Below are 15635 nucleotides of genomic sequence, written 5' to 3'. Positions count from 1 at the left end.
CCGGTCAGCCTAGGAGCCGCCCGACCCGCTCGGCGTCGGCGGCCCGGTGCTGCTCCCGGTACAGCCGCGCCGCCTCGCGCCACGCGGCCCGCGCCTCGTCGTGCGCGCCCAGCGCGGTCAGCGGGTGGCCCATGCCCGCGAGGGTGTCGGCCGCCTTGTACGGGTTGGTCTCGAACAGGACGAGCGCGGCGCGGTAGTGCTCGACGGACTCCCGGTGCCGGCCGGTGCGGTGGTCGATGAGGCCGAGGCTGTCCAGGGTGGCGGCCTCGCCGGTCCGGTCGCCGTTCGCCCGGTGCAGCGCGAGGGCTTCGACGCAGTGCCGCCGCGCCAGGTCGTGGTCGCCCACCGCCGAGCGGTACCAGCCGGCCGTGTTGAGCGCGGCGGCCGTCCACACCGGGTGGTCGCCCGCTCGGTGCAGGTCCAGGGCACGGGTCGCGTGCCGGCACGCCCGCCGGGCGTCGCCCCGCCGCCCCCACGTGAACGCGAGCCACTGGTGGGTGTGCGCCTCGGACTCCCGGTCGCCCGCCGACAGCGCCAGCGACGACCGCAGGTGCCGGACCGCCTCGGCGTGCCGGCCGAGCTGGGTGCACACGTGGCCGAGCGCGCGGTGGGCCAGGGCGTGCAGCACCGGGTCGTCGAGGTGGGGCGCGGCCTCCAGCGCCGCCCGCCACGCGTCCAGCCGCTGCGTGCGCAGCCCGCGCCGGGTGACGAACGTGTCGGTGGACCAGGCCAACCCCAGCACGGCCCGGTGCAGGCCCAGCGCGGCGGCGGCGCGCTGGGCGGCGGCCAGGGCCGGCAGTTCCGCCGCGAACCACGCCAGCGCGGCCGGTTCGTCCGGTGGCGGGTGCGGTGCGGTGCTCGGCGGGTCCAGCGGGACGTGCCGGCGGTGCGGGTGCAGGACGCGGTCGGCCGCGTAGGCGGTGTGCAGGAGGAAGTCGACCACGCGGCGCAGCGCGGCGTCCCGGTCGGCCGGGTCGAGGTCGCGCCGGGCGCGGTCGGCGGCGAACCGGCGGACCAGGTCGTGCATCCGGTAGCGGCCGTCGAACCCGACCAGCGACACGGCCGCCAGCCGCCGCAGCACCGCCCGCGCCCGCGCCACCGGCAGACCGGTCGACGCGGCGGCCGTGAGCGGGCCCGCGTCCGGGCCGGGGGCCAGGCCGAGCAGGCCGAACACCCGCGCCGCCGCCGGGTCCAGCGCCCGGTAGGCCGAGCTGAACACGGCGGGCAGGCTCGCCGCCGGGTCGCCGTCGTCCAGCGCGTCCAGCCGGTCCTCTCGCAGTTCGGAGACCAGGGTGGCCAGCGGCAGGGCGGGGTGGGCCTGCGCGCGGCCCGCCGCGATGCCCAGCGCCAGCGGGAACCCGCCGCACAGCGCCACCAGGTCGGCCGCGGCGCCGCCGGCGGTGCGGTCCGGGCCGAGCCGGGCGGTGAGCAGGGCGCGGGCCTCGTCGTCGGCGAGCACGTCGAGCGCGACCGGCCGCGCGCCGTGCCCGGTGACCAGCCCGGACAGCGTCGACCGGCTGGTGACCAGGACCTTGCCGGTGGACGTGCCCGGCAGCAGCGGCGCGACCTGGGCGGTGTCGGCGGCGTCGTCCAGCACGACCAGCAGCCGCCGGCCCGCGACCACGCTGCGGAACAGGGCGGACCGGGCCGCCACGTCCGCCGGCACGCGGTCCGGCGGGACGCCGAGCGCGCCGAGGAACCCGCCCAGCACCGCGGCGGGCGGCAGGGCGTCGGGGCCGGCCCCGCGCAGGTCGGCGTGCAGGTGGCCGTCGGGGAACTCGTCCGCGTGGTCGTGGGCCCACCGCAGTGCGAGCCAGGTCTTGCCGATGCCGCCGGTGCCGTGGACGGCCGTGATCGCGCCCGTGCCGAGCGCGGCGAGTTCGGCGGCTCGTCCGGTGAACGGAGTGGGCGCGGGCGGCAGTTGGCGCGGCGCCGGCACCCCGGGTGGCGCCGGGTGCAGGTGCACGTCGCCGTGGATGGCACCGGCCTGGACGACGGTGTCGGCCGTGTGCACGTGGTTGTGCATGCCCCCGGATGGTCCTCCGGCCGGCGGGCGGGCGGCATCGTCCGGATGGTGGGCCGTGGTCCACGTCTCGGTAAACAAGTTGTTAGTTGTCGTACGCTAACGAGAGTGAGGAAGCTGCTGGGGAAGGTCGCCATCGACACCCGACCGCTCAAGGTCGTGGCGTATCGGCGGCTGTGGCTCTCGACCGTCGTGACCGCCGTGGGCAGCCAGCTGACCGCGGTGGCCGTGCCCAAGCAGGTCTACGACATCACCGGCTCGTCCGGCTGGGTGGGCGTCGCCGCCGGCGTGGCGCTGGTGCCGCTGCTGGTGTTCGGGCTCTGGGGCGGCGCGGTCGCGGACGTGGTCGACCGGCGCAAGCTGCTCGTGGTCACCAACGTCGGCATCGCCGTGACGTCGATCCTGCTGTGGCTGCAGGCCGCCTTCGACATGCGCAGCGTGTGGCTGGTCATCGCCCTGCTCGGGCTGCAACAGGTGTTCTTCGCCGCCAACGCCCCGGCGCGCGCCGCGTCCGTCGCCCGGCTGGTGCCCGTCGACCAGGTGCCCGCGGCGGTCGCGCTCGGCTCCACCGTGATGACCTTCGGCGGCGTCTTCGGCCCGATGCTGGCCGGCGCGCTGATGCCGGTGATCGGCCTGCCCACGCTGTACCTGATCGACTCGGTCGCGCTGACGATCACGATCTGGGCGGTGTGGAAGCTGCCGCCGCTGCCCCCGCTGAACGGCGTGAGCCGCCGCGCCGGGCTCAAGGACGTGGTGGACGGGTTCCGCTACCTGGCCGTGCAGAAGATCCTGCTGGCCTCCTTCGTGCTGGACATCATCGCGATGGTCTTCGGCATGCCGCGCGCCCTGTTCCCGGAGATGGCCGAGGTGACCTTCGGCGACCCGCCCGGCGGCGGCCTCGCGCTGGGCTGGCTGTTCGCCTCGATCTCGTTGGGCGCGATGCTGTGCGGGCTGGTGTCGGGCTGGACCTCCCGCGTCCACCGGCACGGCGTCGGCACGGCGGTGGCCGTCATCGCCTGGGGCTTCGCGATGATCGGCTTCGGGTTCTCCAACGCCCTGTGGCTCGCCGTGGTGTTCCTGGCCATCGGCGGCGCGGCGGACATGATCAGCATGGTGTTCCGCAGCGCGATCCTCCAGTCCGCCGCCACCGACGAGATGCGCGGCCGGATGCAGGGCGTGTTCATCGTCGTGGTGGCGGGCGGGCCGCGGCTGGCCGACCTGGTGCACGGCACCGCGGGCGCGGCGGTCGGACCCGGTGTCGCGACGGTGTTCGGCGGGGTGGCGGTGGTGGTCGCCACGGTCGTCGCGGTGCTGCTGATCCCGGCGGTGTGGCGCTACCGGTTCACCCCCGAACCCGCTCCCACGATCGTGTGATTGCCGCCCGTGCTCGCTTGCGCCATCCTCGGCCGGGTGCGAAGCGACGGGCGTGAGTGGCGGGTGGAGGCCGAAGGCGCGCGGCGGGCCGGGCTCGCCCTCGGGGTGACCCGGGGGACCGTGGAGATCTACCTGCCGGGCGGCGGCGGCGCGGTGGCGCTGGACCTGCAACAGGCGGTCGCGTTCCGGGCGGCCCTGGACGAGGCGGTCGCGGTGGCCCGCATCGACGTCCGCGAGGGGCTTTCCCTGCTGTAGAACATCAAGCCTTGCCCAAGGTTCGGTGGGTCAACTATCCGGGCCAGGTGTGATCCGGCACACTCATCCGGCATGGCGGAAGCGACGAGCGCACCGGCGCAACCGGAACTGAACCGGGCCATCGGGCCCAAGCTGCTGCTGTTCTTCGTGGTCGGTGACATCCTCGGCACCGGCATCTACGCCCTCACCGGCAACGTCGCGGGCAAGATCGGCGGCGCGCTGTGGCTGCCGTTCCTGATCGCCTTCGCGGTGGCCTTCCTGACGGCGTTCAGCTACCTCGAACTCGTCGGCAAGTACCCGCGCGCGGCCGGCGCGGCGCTCTACACCAACCGCGCGTTCAAGATCCAGTTCCTGACGTTCATGGTGGCCTTCGCCGTCATGAGCTCCGGCATCACGTCCGCGTCGTCGGCCGCGCTCGCGTTCGGCCGCACCTACCTGCAGTCGGTGATCAAGGAGTTCTTCTCCGACACCTTCACCGTGTCGGCCACGCTGGTCGCCATCCTGTTCATCGTCGGCCTGGCCGCGATCAACTTCCGGGGCGTGTCCGAGTCGGTCAAGGCCAACGTGGTCCTGACCTGCATCGAGCTGTCCGGCCTGGTCATCGTCATCGCGATCGGCGTGTGGGCGGTGCTCGCGGGCGACGGCGACCCGGGCCGGCTGACCCAGGTGGACCCCGCGCCCGGCCAGTCGGCGCTGGTGGCGATCACGTCGGCGACCGCCCTGGCGTTCTTCGCGATGGTCGGCTTCGAGGACTCGGTCAACATGGCCGAGGAGTGCCGCGACCCGGTCCGGATCTTCCCGCGCGCGATGCTGTGGGGCATGGTCATCGCGGCCACGATCTACGTCCTGGTGGCCATCACGTCGTCGCTGCTGATCCCGGCGGGCGAGCTGTCCAAGGCGGGCAGCTCGGCGTTGCTGAAGGTCGTCCAGGTGGGCGCGCCGGGCTTCCCGCTGTGGGTGTTCTCGCTGATCGGCCTGTTCGCGGTCATCAACTCCGCGCTGATCAACATGCTGATGGCCAGCCGGTTGATCTACGGCATGGCCAACGAGCGGATCATCCCGAAGGTGTTCGGGACCGTGCACCCGTTCCGCCGCACGCCGTGGATCTCCATCGTGTTCACCAGCGGCGTGGCGATCATCCTGGTGTCCACGGCCGACATCGCGAAGCTCGGCGGCACCACGGCGTTGCTGCTGCTGGTCGTCTTCACCATCGTCAACATCGCGGTCCTGGTGCTGCGCAAGGAGAAGGTCGAGCACAAGCACTTCCGCGCGCCCACCTGGGTGCCGGTGCTGGGCGCGATCACGTGCGCCTACCTGGCCAGCCCGCTGTCCGGGCGGCCGGCGGACGACTACAAGATCGCCCTGTACCTGCTCGCCGCCGGCCTGGTGCTGTGGCTGATCAACCGGGTCGTGCACGGCAAGGTCGAGTTCGACGCGGAGAAGCTGTCGAAGTAGGCACAGCGGACGCCGCGCCGCCCGGTCCGGCGCGGCGTCCCCGGACCGTCAGACCGGCTGGAGCTGGTGGCGGCGCAGCTCGGTCGCGTCGTGGGCGTTGACGATGTCGATCCCGTGCGTCCGCTTCAGCTCGCGCAGGCGGTCCTGGTTGTGCAGGCGCAGTTCGCGCACCTGTTCCACCCGGTTCTGCATCATCGTCAGGGCGGGCGTGCAGTACGGGTCGTCGCTCATCTCCCGGTGGTGGAAGTAGGCGTCGCCGGCGTGCAGCAACCAGCCGTCGTCCTTCTTCACCGCGACGCCGGTGTGGCCCCTGGTGTGGCCGAACAACGGGACCAGCAGGACGTCCTCGCGGAACTCCCGGACGCCTTCGAACCCGAACCACGCCTCGCCGCGAGGCTCGTGGGTGACCCACTTCGGGCCGTGCGACCACTGCTTGTCCGGGTACCGCACGGCGTCGTTGCCCCGCTTGTCCGGCTGGAGGGCGTTGGTCAATTCCTCTTGCAGGACGTGGACTTCCGCGTGCGGGAAGTCGCGCAGGCCGCCGCCGTGGTCGAGGTCGAGGTGGGTCAGGACCACGTGGCGGACGTCGTCCGCGCGGAAGCCCAGGGCCTCGACCCGGCGGACGGCGGTCTCCCGCTCGTCCAGGACCGGCTGGGACATCCGGCGCCAGCCCCGGGACAGGGTCTCCGCGGGGCGCCGCACGTCGTCCACGCCGAGGCCGCTGTCCACCAGGACCAGGCCGTCGTGCTCGGTCTCCAGCAGCAGGCAGTGGCAGACCAGTTCGGCCCGGCGGAACACGGATCCCCTGCCGTCGACCAGCTTCCCGCCGAACGGGCGCATGGTGCCGCAGTTGAGGTGGTGGACCTTCACTTGGTCGTCCTTCCCAGGAGGGCGGGCAGGCGGGCGCCCACGGCGCGGAGCGGGGTCAGGTCGCGGCGGGTCCGGGCCAGCAGGACCGCGCCCTCGATGGCGGCCAGCACGACCGCCGCCGCGTCCTCGTCGCCGCCCAGGTGGTCGGCGATGACCCGCTGCCACTGGTCGTAGGCGGAGGCGCAGGCGGTGCGGATGGGTTCGCTCTCGGCGCTCGCGTCGAGAGCGACGGTGGCGACGGGGCAGCCCTCGCGGAAGTCGGTGCGTTCCAGGCGTTCGCCGAGCATGGTCAGGACTTTCTCCAGTGCCCGCAACGGGTCCGCGGTGGTCTCGAAGATCGTGCGGAGAGCGGCGCACAGGTCGTCCGCGGCCAGGGCGACGGCCTCGACGGCCAACTGCTCCTTGCCGCCCGGGAAGTGGAAGTACAGGGAGCCCTTCGGGGCCCCGCCCTCGGCCAGCACCTGGTTCAGGCCGGTGGCGTGGTAGCCCTGCGCGTGGAACAGGTCCGCGGCGGTGCGGACCATGCGCTGTCGGGTGTCGGTGCGGCGTGCCATGCCGTGAACTATACAGACCGGTCTAGTTGTTTGGTCCTGGCCGCTACGCTTGATCGATGCTGGAGATCGCCCACGGCGCGGCGCGCGCCGTCATCGACCCCGACGGTGCGGGGCTGAAGTCCTTCGACGTCGGCGGTGTGCCGTACGTCGAGACCTACGACGACGAACCGCCGATGGGCAGTGGCGCGGTGCTCGTACCGTGGCCCAACCGCACGGCCGGCGGCCGGTGGACCCTCGACGGCGTCGAGCAGCGGCTGGAGATCACCGAGCCCGCGCGCGGCAACGCGATCCACGGGCTGGTGCGGCGTGCGGTGTGGACCGTCGTCGAGCACACCGGGTCGCTGATCTCGCTGGAGGTCCCGGTCGCGGGCTTCGGCTGGCCGGTCGAGCTGCGCACGACGATCTCCTACGCGCTGGACGACAACGGGCTGACCGTGTCGCACGGCGTGCAGAACGTCGGCGACGCCCGCACGCCCTTCGGCGTCGGCACCCACCCGTACCCGCGCGCGGGCCTGTCCCCGACCGACGAGTCCACGCTGTCCCTCGCGGCCACGACCGTCCTGCCGGTGGACCCCGACACCATGATCCCCAACGGCCCCGCCGAGCCGGTGTCCGGCGACTACGACTTCCGCGTGGCCCGGCTGCTCGCCGGGGTCGAGCTGGACACCGCCTTCGGCGGCTGCGAGCCGGTGGACGGGCTGGTGCGGCACGTCCTGCGCGGCCCCGGCGGCGGCGTGGAGGTGTGGGCCGACCCGGACTTCAAGTGGGTGCAGGTCTACACGCCCGACGACTTCCCCGGGCGTGGCCGGGCGGTGGCGATCGAGCCGATGACGTGCCCGCCGGACGCGTTGAACTCGGGCGTGGACCTGCTGTGGCTGGAGCCGGGCGACTCGTGGGCCGGCCGGTGGGGTTTGCGTCCCCTGGCGTAGACCGTTAGCGTCGCTAACTATGAACGTCGCTATCACGGGTGGGTACGTCGTCCCGGTCGCGGGCGAGCCGATCGAGAACGGGACCGTGCTGGTCCGGGACGGGAAGATCGTCGCGGTGGGCGCCTCCGTCGAGGTGCCCGCCGACGTCCCCGTCGTGGACGCCGGGGGCTCGTGGGTGCTGCCCGGGTTCGTGGAGGCCCACGGCCACCTCGGCGTGCACGAGGAGGGCGAGGGCTGGGCCGGTCAGGACACCAACGAGATGACCGACCCCAACGGCGCCCGCCTCAAGGCCCTGGACGCCATCAACCCCGCCGACGTGGGCTTCGCCGACGCCCTGTCCGGCGGCGTCACCACGGCCGTGATCAAGCCCGGCTCCGGCAACGTCATCGGCGGCCAGACGGTGGCCGTGAAGTGCTGGGGCCGGACCGTGGACGACATGCTCCTGCGCGACCCGGTCAGCGTGAAGAGCGCGCTCGGCGAGAACCCCAAGCGCGTCTACGGCGACCAGAAGAAGCTGCCGTCCACCCGCCAGGGCGTGGCCGCGGTCATCCGGGACGCCTTCACCAAGGCGCAGGACTACGCCGCCCGCAAGGCCGCCGCCGACGGTCCGTTCGACCGGGACAACACGCTGGAAGTGCTGTCGAAGGTGCTCGACGGCACGCTGCCGTGGTGCCAGCACTGCCACCGCGCGGACGACATCGCCACCGCGCTGCGGCTGGCCGACGAGTTCGGCTACCAGCTGATCGTCAACCACGGCACCGAGGGCCACCTGATCGCGGACCTGCTGGCGGAGAAGGGCGTTCCGGTCGTCATCGGGCCGCTGTTCACCACCCGCTCCAAGGTCGAGGTGCGCAACCGCAGCCTGCGCACGCCGGGCGTCCTGGCGCGCGCGGGCGTGCGGATCGCCATCACCACCGACCACCCGGTGGTGCCGATCCACTTCCTGGTGCACCAGGCGACCCTGGCCGTGAAGGAGGGCCTGGACCGCCGCGTGGCACTGGAGTCGATCACCGTGAACCCGGCCCACATCATGGGCCTGGACGACCGCGTGGGCTCCCTCGCGCCGGGCCTCGACGGCGACGTGGTGATCTGGTCCGGCGACCCGCTGGACGTGATGAGCCGCGCGCTGAACGTCTTCGTCCAGGGCCGCGAGGTGTACCGGTGGGCCGACGGCGAGGGCGTGGTGGCGAACCCGTTCTACTCGGAGGCCTGAGCGGGCCACCGCGCCCGGGCGGCCTTCGCCCGGGCGCACACCGGGTTCAGCGGCGCAGGTCGCGGCCGATCACCAGGCGCTGGATCTGGTTGGTGCCCTCGAAGATCTGCAGCACCTTGGCCTCCCGCATGTACCGCTCCACCGGGAAGTCCCGCGTGTAGCCGGCCCCGCCGAGCACCTGCACGGCGTCCGTGGTGACCTTCATGGCGGTGTCGGTGCACACCAGCTTCGCGATGGCCGCCTGGCGGGTGAACGGCAGCCCCCGGTCCCGCCGGCGCGCCGCCGACAGGTAGGTGGCGCGCGCCGACTCCACCGCCGCCGCCATGTCGGCCAGCAGGAACTCCAAGCCCTGGAAGTCGATGATCGCCCGTCCGAACTGGGTGCGCTGCTTGGCGTAGGCCACCGCCTCGTCCAGCGCCGCCTGCGCCAGGCCCACGCCGCACGCGGCGATGCCCAGCCGGCCGGAGTCCAAAGCGGACAGTGCGATCTTCAGGCCGTCGCCCTCCGCGCCGACCAGGCGGTCGGCGTCCACGCGGACGTCCTCGAACCGCAGCTGCGCGGTGACGGACCCGGTCAGGCCCATCTTGCGCTCGGGCGCGGCGGCGGACAGGCCGTCGGCGCGGCCGGGCGCGAGGAAGCAGGAGATGCCCCGGCCGCCGGTGTCGGCGGTGCGGGCCATGAGGGTGTAGAAGTCGGCGACGCCGGCGTGCGTGATCCACGCCTTCGTGCCGTTGACGACGTAGTGGTCGTCCTGCTTGACCGCCCGCGTGGACAGCGCGCCCGCGTCGGACCCGGCGTGCGACTCCGACAGCGCGTACCCGCCGAGCAGGTCGCCGGCGAGCATGTCGGGCAGCCACTTCTCCTTCTGCGCCTCGGTGCCGAAGGTCGCCAGCCCGTAGCTGGACATGATGTGCACGGACAGGCCGACGCCGACCGACATCCACGCCGACGCGATCTCCTCCAGCGCCTGCAGGTAGACCTCGTAGGGCTGCTCGCCGCCGCCGAACCGCTCCGGGTACGGCAGGCCCAGCAGGCCGGTCTTGCCCAGCAGCCGGAACTTGTCGCGCGGGAACCGCTCGTGCTCCTCCGCCTCGGCCGCGTGCGGCGCCAGCTCCTCCCGGGCGATCTCGCGGACCAGGGCGAGCAGGTCCTCGGCCTCGGTGGTGGGCAGCAGGCGTTCGGCGGGCATCGTCGACCTCCGACTACGGCGGCCGGGCTCGTGACCCGACGCGGCAAGTACTGGTGAGAGTACTGTAGGACGTACGCCAGTACTGCCGCCAGGGAGTGTGACAGAGTTCCGCCATGACGTCCTCGATCACGCGCAGGCCGCTCACGCCCCGGCAGGTCGACCTGCTGGGCAGGTTGGAGCAGCTCGTGCTGGCCGAGGGGTTCGCCCACTTCACGCTGGACGACCTGGCCGCCCGCCTGCGCTGCTCGAAGTCCACGCTGTACGCGCTCGCGGCGAGCAAGGAGCAGCTCGCGGTCCGGGTCGTCGGGCGGTACTTCAAGGGCGCGGCCGAGCGCATCGAGCGGCGCGTGTCCGAAACCGGCGATGTGCGTGCCCGAGTCGGGACCTACCTGGCGGGCGCCGCCGAGGAGCTCAGACGGGCGTCCGCCCAGTTCATCGCCGATGTGTCGGCCTTCGCCCCCACCCGGTCCACCTACGAGCGCAACGCCCGGGCCGCCGCCGAGCGGATCCGTTCGTTCATCCAGGAAGGCGTCCGGGAAGGCGTGTTCCGCGAAGTCCATGCCACGCTCATCGCCGAGATGGCAGGGCTGCTCATCGAGGGCATCCAGACCGGCGTCCTCACGCGCCGCGCCGGGGTGACCGACGCCGAGGCGTTCACCGCGTTGGGCGAACTGCTGCTGGACGGGCTGCGCAGAGAACGGAGCGAGGCGTGATCGTCGTCGCGGGAGAGTCGCTGGTCGACCTCGTGCCCACCCCGGAGGGCCACCTCGCGCCCCGGCTGGGCGGCGGGCCGTACAACGTGGCGGTCGCCGCCGGCCGGCTGGAGGCCCCGGTGCGCTTCCTGTCCCGGATCTCCACCGACCTGTTCGGCGACCGGCTGGTGGAGCGGCTGCACGCCTCGAACGTGCGCACCGAGCTGGTCCAGCGCGGCCCCGAGCCGACCACCCTGGCCGTGGTGGGCCTGGCCGAGGACGGCTCCGCCCGGTACTCCTTCTACGTCGACGGCACCGCCGACCGGCAGGTGACCGACCCCGGCCCGCTGCCCGGCGACGTCCGCGCCGTCTCGTTCGGCACGTTGTCCCTGGTCCTGGAGCCGGGCGCGAGCACCTACGAGCGGGTGCTGTGGCGCGAGTCCGAGCGCGGCGCGCTGACCGTGCTGGACCCGAACATCCGGGCGGGCCTCATCCGCGACCCGCTGGCCTACCGCGACCGCTACGACTCGTGGCTGCCGCACGTCGGCCTGCTCAAGGTGTCCGTCGACGACGCCCGCTGGCTGGCCGAGCTGCCCGACGACGCCCCCGAGGCCGACGTGCTGGAGGTCGCCCGCGACTGGCTCGCGGCGGGCCCCGCGGCGGTCGTGCTCACCCGGGGTGGTGACGGTCTCGCCGTGCTGACCGCGACCGACGTGATCCACGTCCCACCGACCCCGGTCAGCGTGGTGGACACCATCGGCGCGGGCGACACCGTCCAGGGCGCCCTGCTGGCGTGGCTGCACCACCACGACGCCCTGTCCACCGAGGCCGTCCGCGGTCTGGAGGCCGGGAAGTGGGCCGAGGCGCTGGCGTTCGCGGGCGCGGCGGCGGCCATTACCTGCTCGCGCGCCGGCGCGGAACCGCCATTCAAACGCGAGCTGGGGATGACCTAGCTCTCACCCCTCTTGAGGTGGAGAAACACCGCAAAAGGGCTACGGTGGGGGATGCACGCTAGCCACCGTGCATCCAGGTGTGATGCCGGTCCCATCTCGCAGAATCGGTTCATGCCGCGGCTGTGGAGCGGGTTGTCCGCCGACTAGCGTGGCACAACTGACAGGACCCCAACGGGGTGGTGCTGCGGTGCGGGACACCTCACGTCCGCGCGCCCTGACGTGCGAGAACCCGCACGGGGCCACCCCGCCCTAGCGTGAGAGGGACTCTGAATGCCCGACGCGACGACTGCGCCGAACGACACCCGTACCGTCGCGCTGCGCCATCAGGGCGGAGAGCACGAGATGAAGGTAGTACCGGCCACCGAGGGTGCGCCCGGTATCGATCTCGGCAAGCTCCTGGCCACCACCGGCCTGGTCACCCTGGACAGCGGCTTCGTCAACACCGCGTCCTGTTCGTCCGAGATCACCTACATCGACGGTGACGCGGGGATCCTGCGCTACCGCGGCTACCCCATCGAGCAGCTCGCCCAGCGGTCGAACTTCATCGAGGTCAGCTACCTGCTGATCTACGGCGAGCTGCCGACGCAGGCGCAGTTGGACGAGTTCTCGTCCAAGATCAGCAGGCACACCCTGCTGCACGAGGACCTGAAACGGTTCTTCGACGGCTTCCCGCGCGACGCGCACCCGATGCCGGTGCTGTCCTCCGCGGTGTCCGCGCTGTCCACGTTCTACCAGGACAGCCTGAGCCCGTTCGACGCCAACCAGGTCGAGATCTCCACCATCCGGTTGCTGGCGAAGGTGCCGACCATCGCCGCGTACGCCTACAAGAAGTCGGTCGGCCAGCCGTTCCTCTACCCGGACAACTCGCTGGGCCTGGTGGAGAACTTCCTGCGCATGACGTTCGGCTTCCCGGCCGAGCCCTACGACGTGGACCCGGACCTGGTCCGCGCCCTGGACCTGCTGTTCGTCCTGCACGCCGACCACGAGCAGAACTGCTCCACCTCGACGGTGCGGCTGGTCGGCTCGTCGGAGGCCAACCTGTTCGCCTCCATCTCGGCCGGCATCAACGCCCTGTTCGGCCCGCTGCACGGCGGCGCGAACAGCGCGGTGCTGGAGATGCTGGAGAAGATCAAGGCGGAAGGCGGCGACGTCGACGCCTTCGTCCGCAAGGTCAAGAACAAGGAGGACGGCGTCCGCCTGATGGGCTTCGGCCACCGGGTCTACAAGAACTACGACCCGCGCGCCGCGATCATCAAGAAGACCGCCGACGAGATCCTGGGCAAGCTGGGCGCCGACGACCAGCTCCTGGACATCGCGAAGAAGCTGGAAGAGACCGCGCTCGCGGACGACTACTTCATCGAGCGCAAGCTCTACCCGAACGTGGACTTCTACACGGGCCTGATCTACCGGGCGATGGGCTTCCCGACGAAGTTCTTCACGGTCCTGTTCGCCCTGGGCCGCCTGCCGGGCTGGATCGCCCACTGGCGCGAAATGATCAAGGACCCGGCCACCAAGATCGGCCGCCCGCGCCAGATCTACGTGGGCTCCCCCGAGCGCGCCTACGTCCCCGTCGCCGAGCGCTAACCCCAACCCCCGACACGGCCCGCACCCCAACGGGGTGCGGGCCTAATCGTCTTCCCCGGTGCATTCATGCACAAACCGAGGGCTTCGTGTCCCCCACCGTATGGCCTGCCCGAAGGGCTACCACACTTTTCGGGGGTCGGGCCAAAAAGTTTTGCGAGGAACGAGCAAAAGTTTTTCGACCGACCCCCGAAAAGTGTGGTCGGCTCCGCCAGGCCATGCGGTGGGGGACACGACGCCCGTCACCCCCATTGGCGGCCTCCAGGCCGCCCTTAATCCTGAGAGCGCGAAGCGCGTCCGCTTGAGAGCGCCAGCGTCACGCTTGAAGCTCTTGAAGCTCTTGTCATGCAGAGCGACAGAAGCGCTCCTAAAGTCGGAGAGTGGATTCAGCGACCGTTGTCTGGTTCCGGCGTGACCTGCGGGTAGCCGACCACCCGGCGTTGCTCGCCGCCGCCGAAAGGGCGTCCCGGGGCCTCGCGCTGTACGTGCTCGACCCCCGCCTCCTCAACGTGGCCGGACGGCCTCGGGTGGACTTCCTGTTCCGGTGCCTGCGGACGTTGGACGCGAAGCTGGGCGGCCGGCTCATGGTGGTGTCCGGGGACCCCGTCGAGGTGGTTCCCGAAGTGGCCGCGAGTGTCGGAGCGTCCTCGGTGCACGTGTCGGCCGACGCCGGCCCGTACGGGCGCGAACGCGACGAGGCGGTGGGGGAGCGCGTGGAACTGGTGCGGGCCGGGTCTCCCTACGCGGTGACGCCGGGGCGGGTCCTCAAGGGCGACGGCAGCCCGTACCGCGTGTTCTCGCCGTTCCGCAAAGCCTGGGCCGAACACGGGTGGCGCGCGCCGGCCGACACCGACGAGTCCACAGTGGACTGGATCGAGCCGGCGAAGAGCGAACGGTTGCCCCAGGGCGACCTCCTGCCCGACGTCCGGGAACTGTGGGAGAAGTTCCGGGACGAGCGGTTGCCGGACTACGCCGACGACCGCAACCGGCCCGACCTGGACCGGACCAGCCGGATGTCGGCGTTCCTGCGCTGGGGTGTGGTGCACCCGCGCACGTTGTTGGCGGATCTGGGGCGGGACAAGGGGTCGGTGGCGTTCCGGTCGGAGTTGGCCTGGCGGGACTTCTACGCCGACGTCCTGTGGCACCAACCGGGATCCGCGCGGCGGAACCTCGACCGCCGGTTCGACCGGATGGAGCTGGACCTCGACCGGGAACGGTTCGCGGCGTGGTGCGAGGGGCGGACGGGGTACCCGTTCGTGGACGCCGGGATGCGGCAGCTGCTGGCCGAGGGCTGGATGCACAACCGGGTCCGCATGGTCGTGGCCAGCTTCCTCGTGAAGGACCTGCACCTGCCGTGGTGGTGGGGCGCCCGGCACTTCATGAAGCACCTCGTGGACGGGGACCTCGCGTCCAACCAGCACGGGTGGCAGTGGGTCGCCGGCACGGGCACCGACGCCGCGCCCTTCTTCCGCGTGTTCAACCCCGTCACCCAGGGGGAGAAGTTCGACCCTGAGGGCGACTACGTCCGCCGGTACGTCCCGGAACTGCGGGACGTGCCCGGCCGCAAGGTCCACCAGCCGCGCGACCCCGTCGTGGACCACGCCCACGAGCGGGCGGTCGCGTTGGCCCGGTACGCGGCGATCAAGGGTTAGCGCCGGGCAGGAACTGCACGCGGACCTCGCTGTCGTAGGGCACGACGACGGTCCGCGCGCCGCCCTCCCACCGCTCGGGCACCAGGAACAGCCGCCCGCCCGCCTCGGTCAGCAACCGCAGCCCCTGGCACCGGACGCGGAACGGGTTCCCCTCCTGCGCCGGCAGCGCGAACTGGTGCACGCCGGGCAGGTTCTCGGGCAGGTACAGCGGCTGCGCCAGGTCCAGCACCACCACCGGGCGGTCGTGCAGCTCGCGGGCGTCCTGCACCGCCCGGCCGCGCCCGTACCCGCCGGCGAAGATGTTGGTGGCCCAGAACAGGCCCAGCACCACCATGCCGGTCAACGCGGTCAGCAACAGCACCTCCGACGGCGTCCGCCGCCGCGCCGGCGGGGCACCGCGGTACACCCACAGCCCGTACGCGACCAGCGGCAGCCCCAGCCCGAGGCACACGGCGGTCAGGCCGGGCGTCTCGTGCCGCGACACGCTCGGGAACAGCACCCCGACCACGGCCCGCCCGAACGCCACCGCCCCCACCGCCACGAGGACCGCGCCGACCGGCCTCGCCCAGCGCCCGCGGTGCAGCAGGCGGACGGCCCGGTGGGCGAGCAGGGCCGCCATCACCAGCAGGAGCAGGCCCACGAGCGGCGGGAGGACTACCTCGGTGCCGAGCAGGAGGAGTTCGGCGGTGGAGAGGTCCAGCGCGCCCAGGTCCACGCCGAAGTACCGGTAACGGGTGAGCGTGGCGACGTAGCCGAAGTAGAACAGCAGCGCGGTGGCCAGCGTGGTCGGCGCGGCGATGGCCGCGAACGACTGGACCCGGTCCAGGAGGCCGACCTCCGACTTGGCCATCACCACTCCGCCTCGGCCATCACGACTCCGCCATCACGACTCCGC

General features: G+C 72.2%; 14 protein-coding genes. 9 read left to right on the top strand and 5 right to left on the bottom strand.

Annotated features, from left to right (window positions below; all coding sequences use genetic code 11):
- Window positions 1-4: 4 nt before the first annotated feature.
- The gene (locus tag AB0A74_RS04520) at window positions 5-2026 is read right to left on the bottom strand and encodes a tetratricopeptide repeat protein (RefSeq protein ID WP_358247480.1); all 2022 of its coding nucleotides are present in this window, start codon (window positions 2024-2026) and stop codon (window positions 5-7) included.
- A 45-nt stretch (window positions 2027-2071) separates the two neighbouring features.
- On the opposite strand from AB0A74_RS04520, the gene AB0A74_RS04515 reads away from it, so the two are divergent.
- The 3 genes from AB0A74_RS04515 (at window position 2072) to AB0A74_RS04505 (ending at window position 5107) form a co-directional block, all read left to right on the top strand.
- The gene (locus tag AB0A74_RS04515; protein WP_358247525.1) at window positions 2072-3397 is read left to right on the top strand and encodes an MFS transporter; all 1326 of its coding nucleotides are present in this window, start codon (window positions 2072-2074) and stop codon (window positions 3395-3397) included.
- 36 nt (window positions 3398-3433) lie between these two features.
- Window positions 3434-3652, top strand: a complete 219-nt coding sequence (locus tag AB0A74_RS04510) for a hypothetical protein (protein WP_358247479.1) — start codon at window positions 3434-3436, stop codon at window positions 3650-3652.
- Window positions 3653-3724: 72 nt separating this feature from the next.
- Entirely contained in the window at window positions 3725-5107 is a 1383-nt protein-coding gene (locus AB0A74_RS04505) for an APC family permease (protein WP_358247478.1), read from the top strand.
- A gap of 48 nt (window positions 5108-5155) precedes the next feature.
- Here AB0A74_RS04505 and AB0A74_RS04500 read toward each other — a convergent pair whose 3' ends face one another.
- Entirely contained in the window at window positions 5156-5977 is an 822-nt protein-coding gene (locus tag AB0A74_RS04500) for an MBL fold metallo-hydrolase (RefSeq protein ID WP_358247477.1), read from the bottom strand.
- Window positions 5974-6531, bottom strand: a complete 558-nt coding sequence (locus tag AB0A74_RS04495; protein WP_358247476.1) for a TetR/AcrR family transcriptional regulator — start codon at window positions 6529-6531, stop codon at window positions 5974-5976. The genes AB0A74_RS04500 and AB0A74_RS04495 overlap by 4 nt, the downstream gene beginning before the upstream one ends.
- 56 nt (window positions 6532-6587) lie before the next feature.
- On the opposite strand from AB0A74_RS04495, the gene AB0A74_RS04490 reads away from it, so the two are divergent.
- On the top strand, window positions 6588-7460 hold the full coding sequence (locus AB0A74_RS04490; RefSeq protein WP_358247475.1) for an aldose 1-epimerase family protein: 873 nt from the start codon (window positions 6588-6590) through the stop codon (window positions 7458-7460).
- 19 nt (window positions 7461-7479) lie between these two features.
- On the top strand, window positions 7480-8673 hold the full coding sequence (locus tag AB0A74_RS04485; protein ID WP_358247474.1) for an amidohydrolase: 1194 nt from the start codon (window positions 7480-7482) through the stop codon (window positions 8671-8673).
- A gap of 46 nt (window positions 8674-8719) precedes the next feature.
- Here AB0A74_RS04485 and AB0A74_RS04480 read toward each other — a convergent pair whose 3' ends face one another.
- The gene (locus AB0A74_RS04480) at window positions 8720-9862 is read right to left on the bottom strand and encodes an acyl-CoA dehydrogenase family protein (protein WP_358247473.1); all 1143 of its coding nucleotides are present in this window, start codon (window positions 9860-9862) and stop codon (window positions 8720-8722) included.
- A 113-nt stretch (window positions 9863-9975) separates the two neighbouring features.
- Between AB0A74_RS04480 and AB0A74_RS04475 the strand changes: the two genes are divergently transcribed.
- From AB0A74_RS04475 to AB0A74_RS04460, 4 genes are all read left to right on the top strand, one after another.
- Entirely contained in the window at window positions 9976-10575 is a 600-nt protein-coding gene (locus tag AB0A74_RS04475; protein ID WP_358247472.1) for a TetR/AcrR family transcriptional regulator, read from the top strand.
- Window positions 10572-11507: a carbohydrate kinase gene (locus AB0A74_RS04470; protein WP_358247471.1), complete on the top strand. Its 936-nt coding sequence runs from the start codon at window positions 10572-10574 to the stop codon at window positions 11505-11507. The genes AB0A74_RS04475 and AB0A74_RS04470 overlap by 4 nt, the downstream gene beginning before the upstream one ends.
- A 270-nt stretch (window positions 11508-11777) precedes the next feature.
- Entirely contained in the window at window positions 11778-13091 is a 1314-nt protein-coding gene (locus AB0A74_RS04465) for a citrate synthase (protein WP_358247470.1), read from the top strand.
- A 377-nt stretch (window positions 13092-13468) separates the two neighbouring features.
- The gene (locus tag AB0A74_RS04460) at window positions 13469-14740 is read left to right on the top strand and encodes a deoxyribodipyrimidine photo-lyase (RefSeq protein WP_358247469.1); all 1272 of its coding nucleotides are present in this window, start codon (window positions 13469-13471) and stop codon (window positions 14738-14740) included.
- On the opposite strand, the gene AB0A74_RS04455 is transcribed toward AB0A74_RS04460, so the two are convergent.
- Window positions 14730-15590 (bottom strand): hypothetical protein, encoded by an 861-nt coding sequence (locus AB0A74_RS04455; protein WP_358247468.1) that lies wholly within the window; start codon window positions 15588-15590, stop codon window positions 14730-14732. The genes AB0A74_RS04460 and AB0A74_RS04455 overlap by 11 nt on opposite strands.
- Window positions 15591-15635: the final 45 nt, after the last annotated feature.

The sequence above is a fragment of the Saccharothrix sp. NPDC042600 genome (assembly GCF_040647305.1).
Classification (GTDB): domain Bacteria; phylum Actinomycetota; class Actinomycetes; order Mycobacteriales; family Pseudonocardiaceae; genus Actinosynnema; species Actinosynnema mutabilis.
The sequence above is the reverse complement of the archived record's forward strand: the minus strand, read 5'-3'. Positions and strand labels throughout refer to the sequence as shown.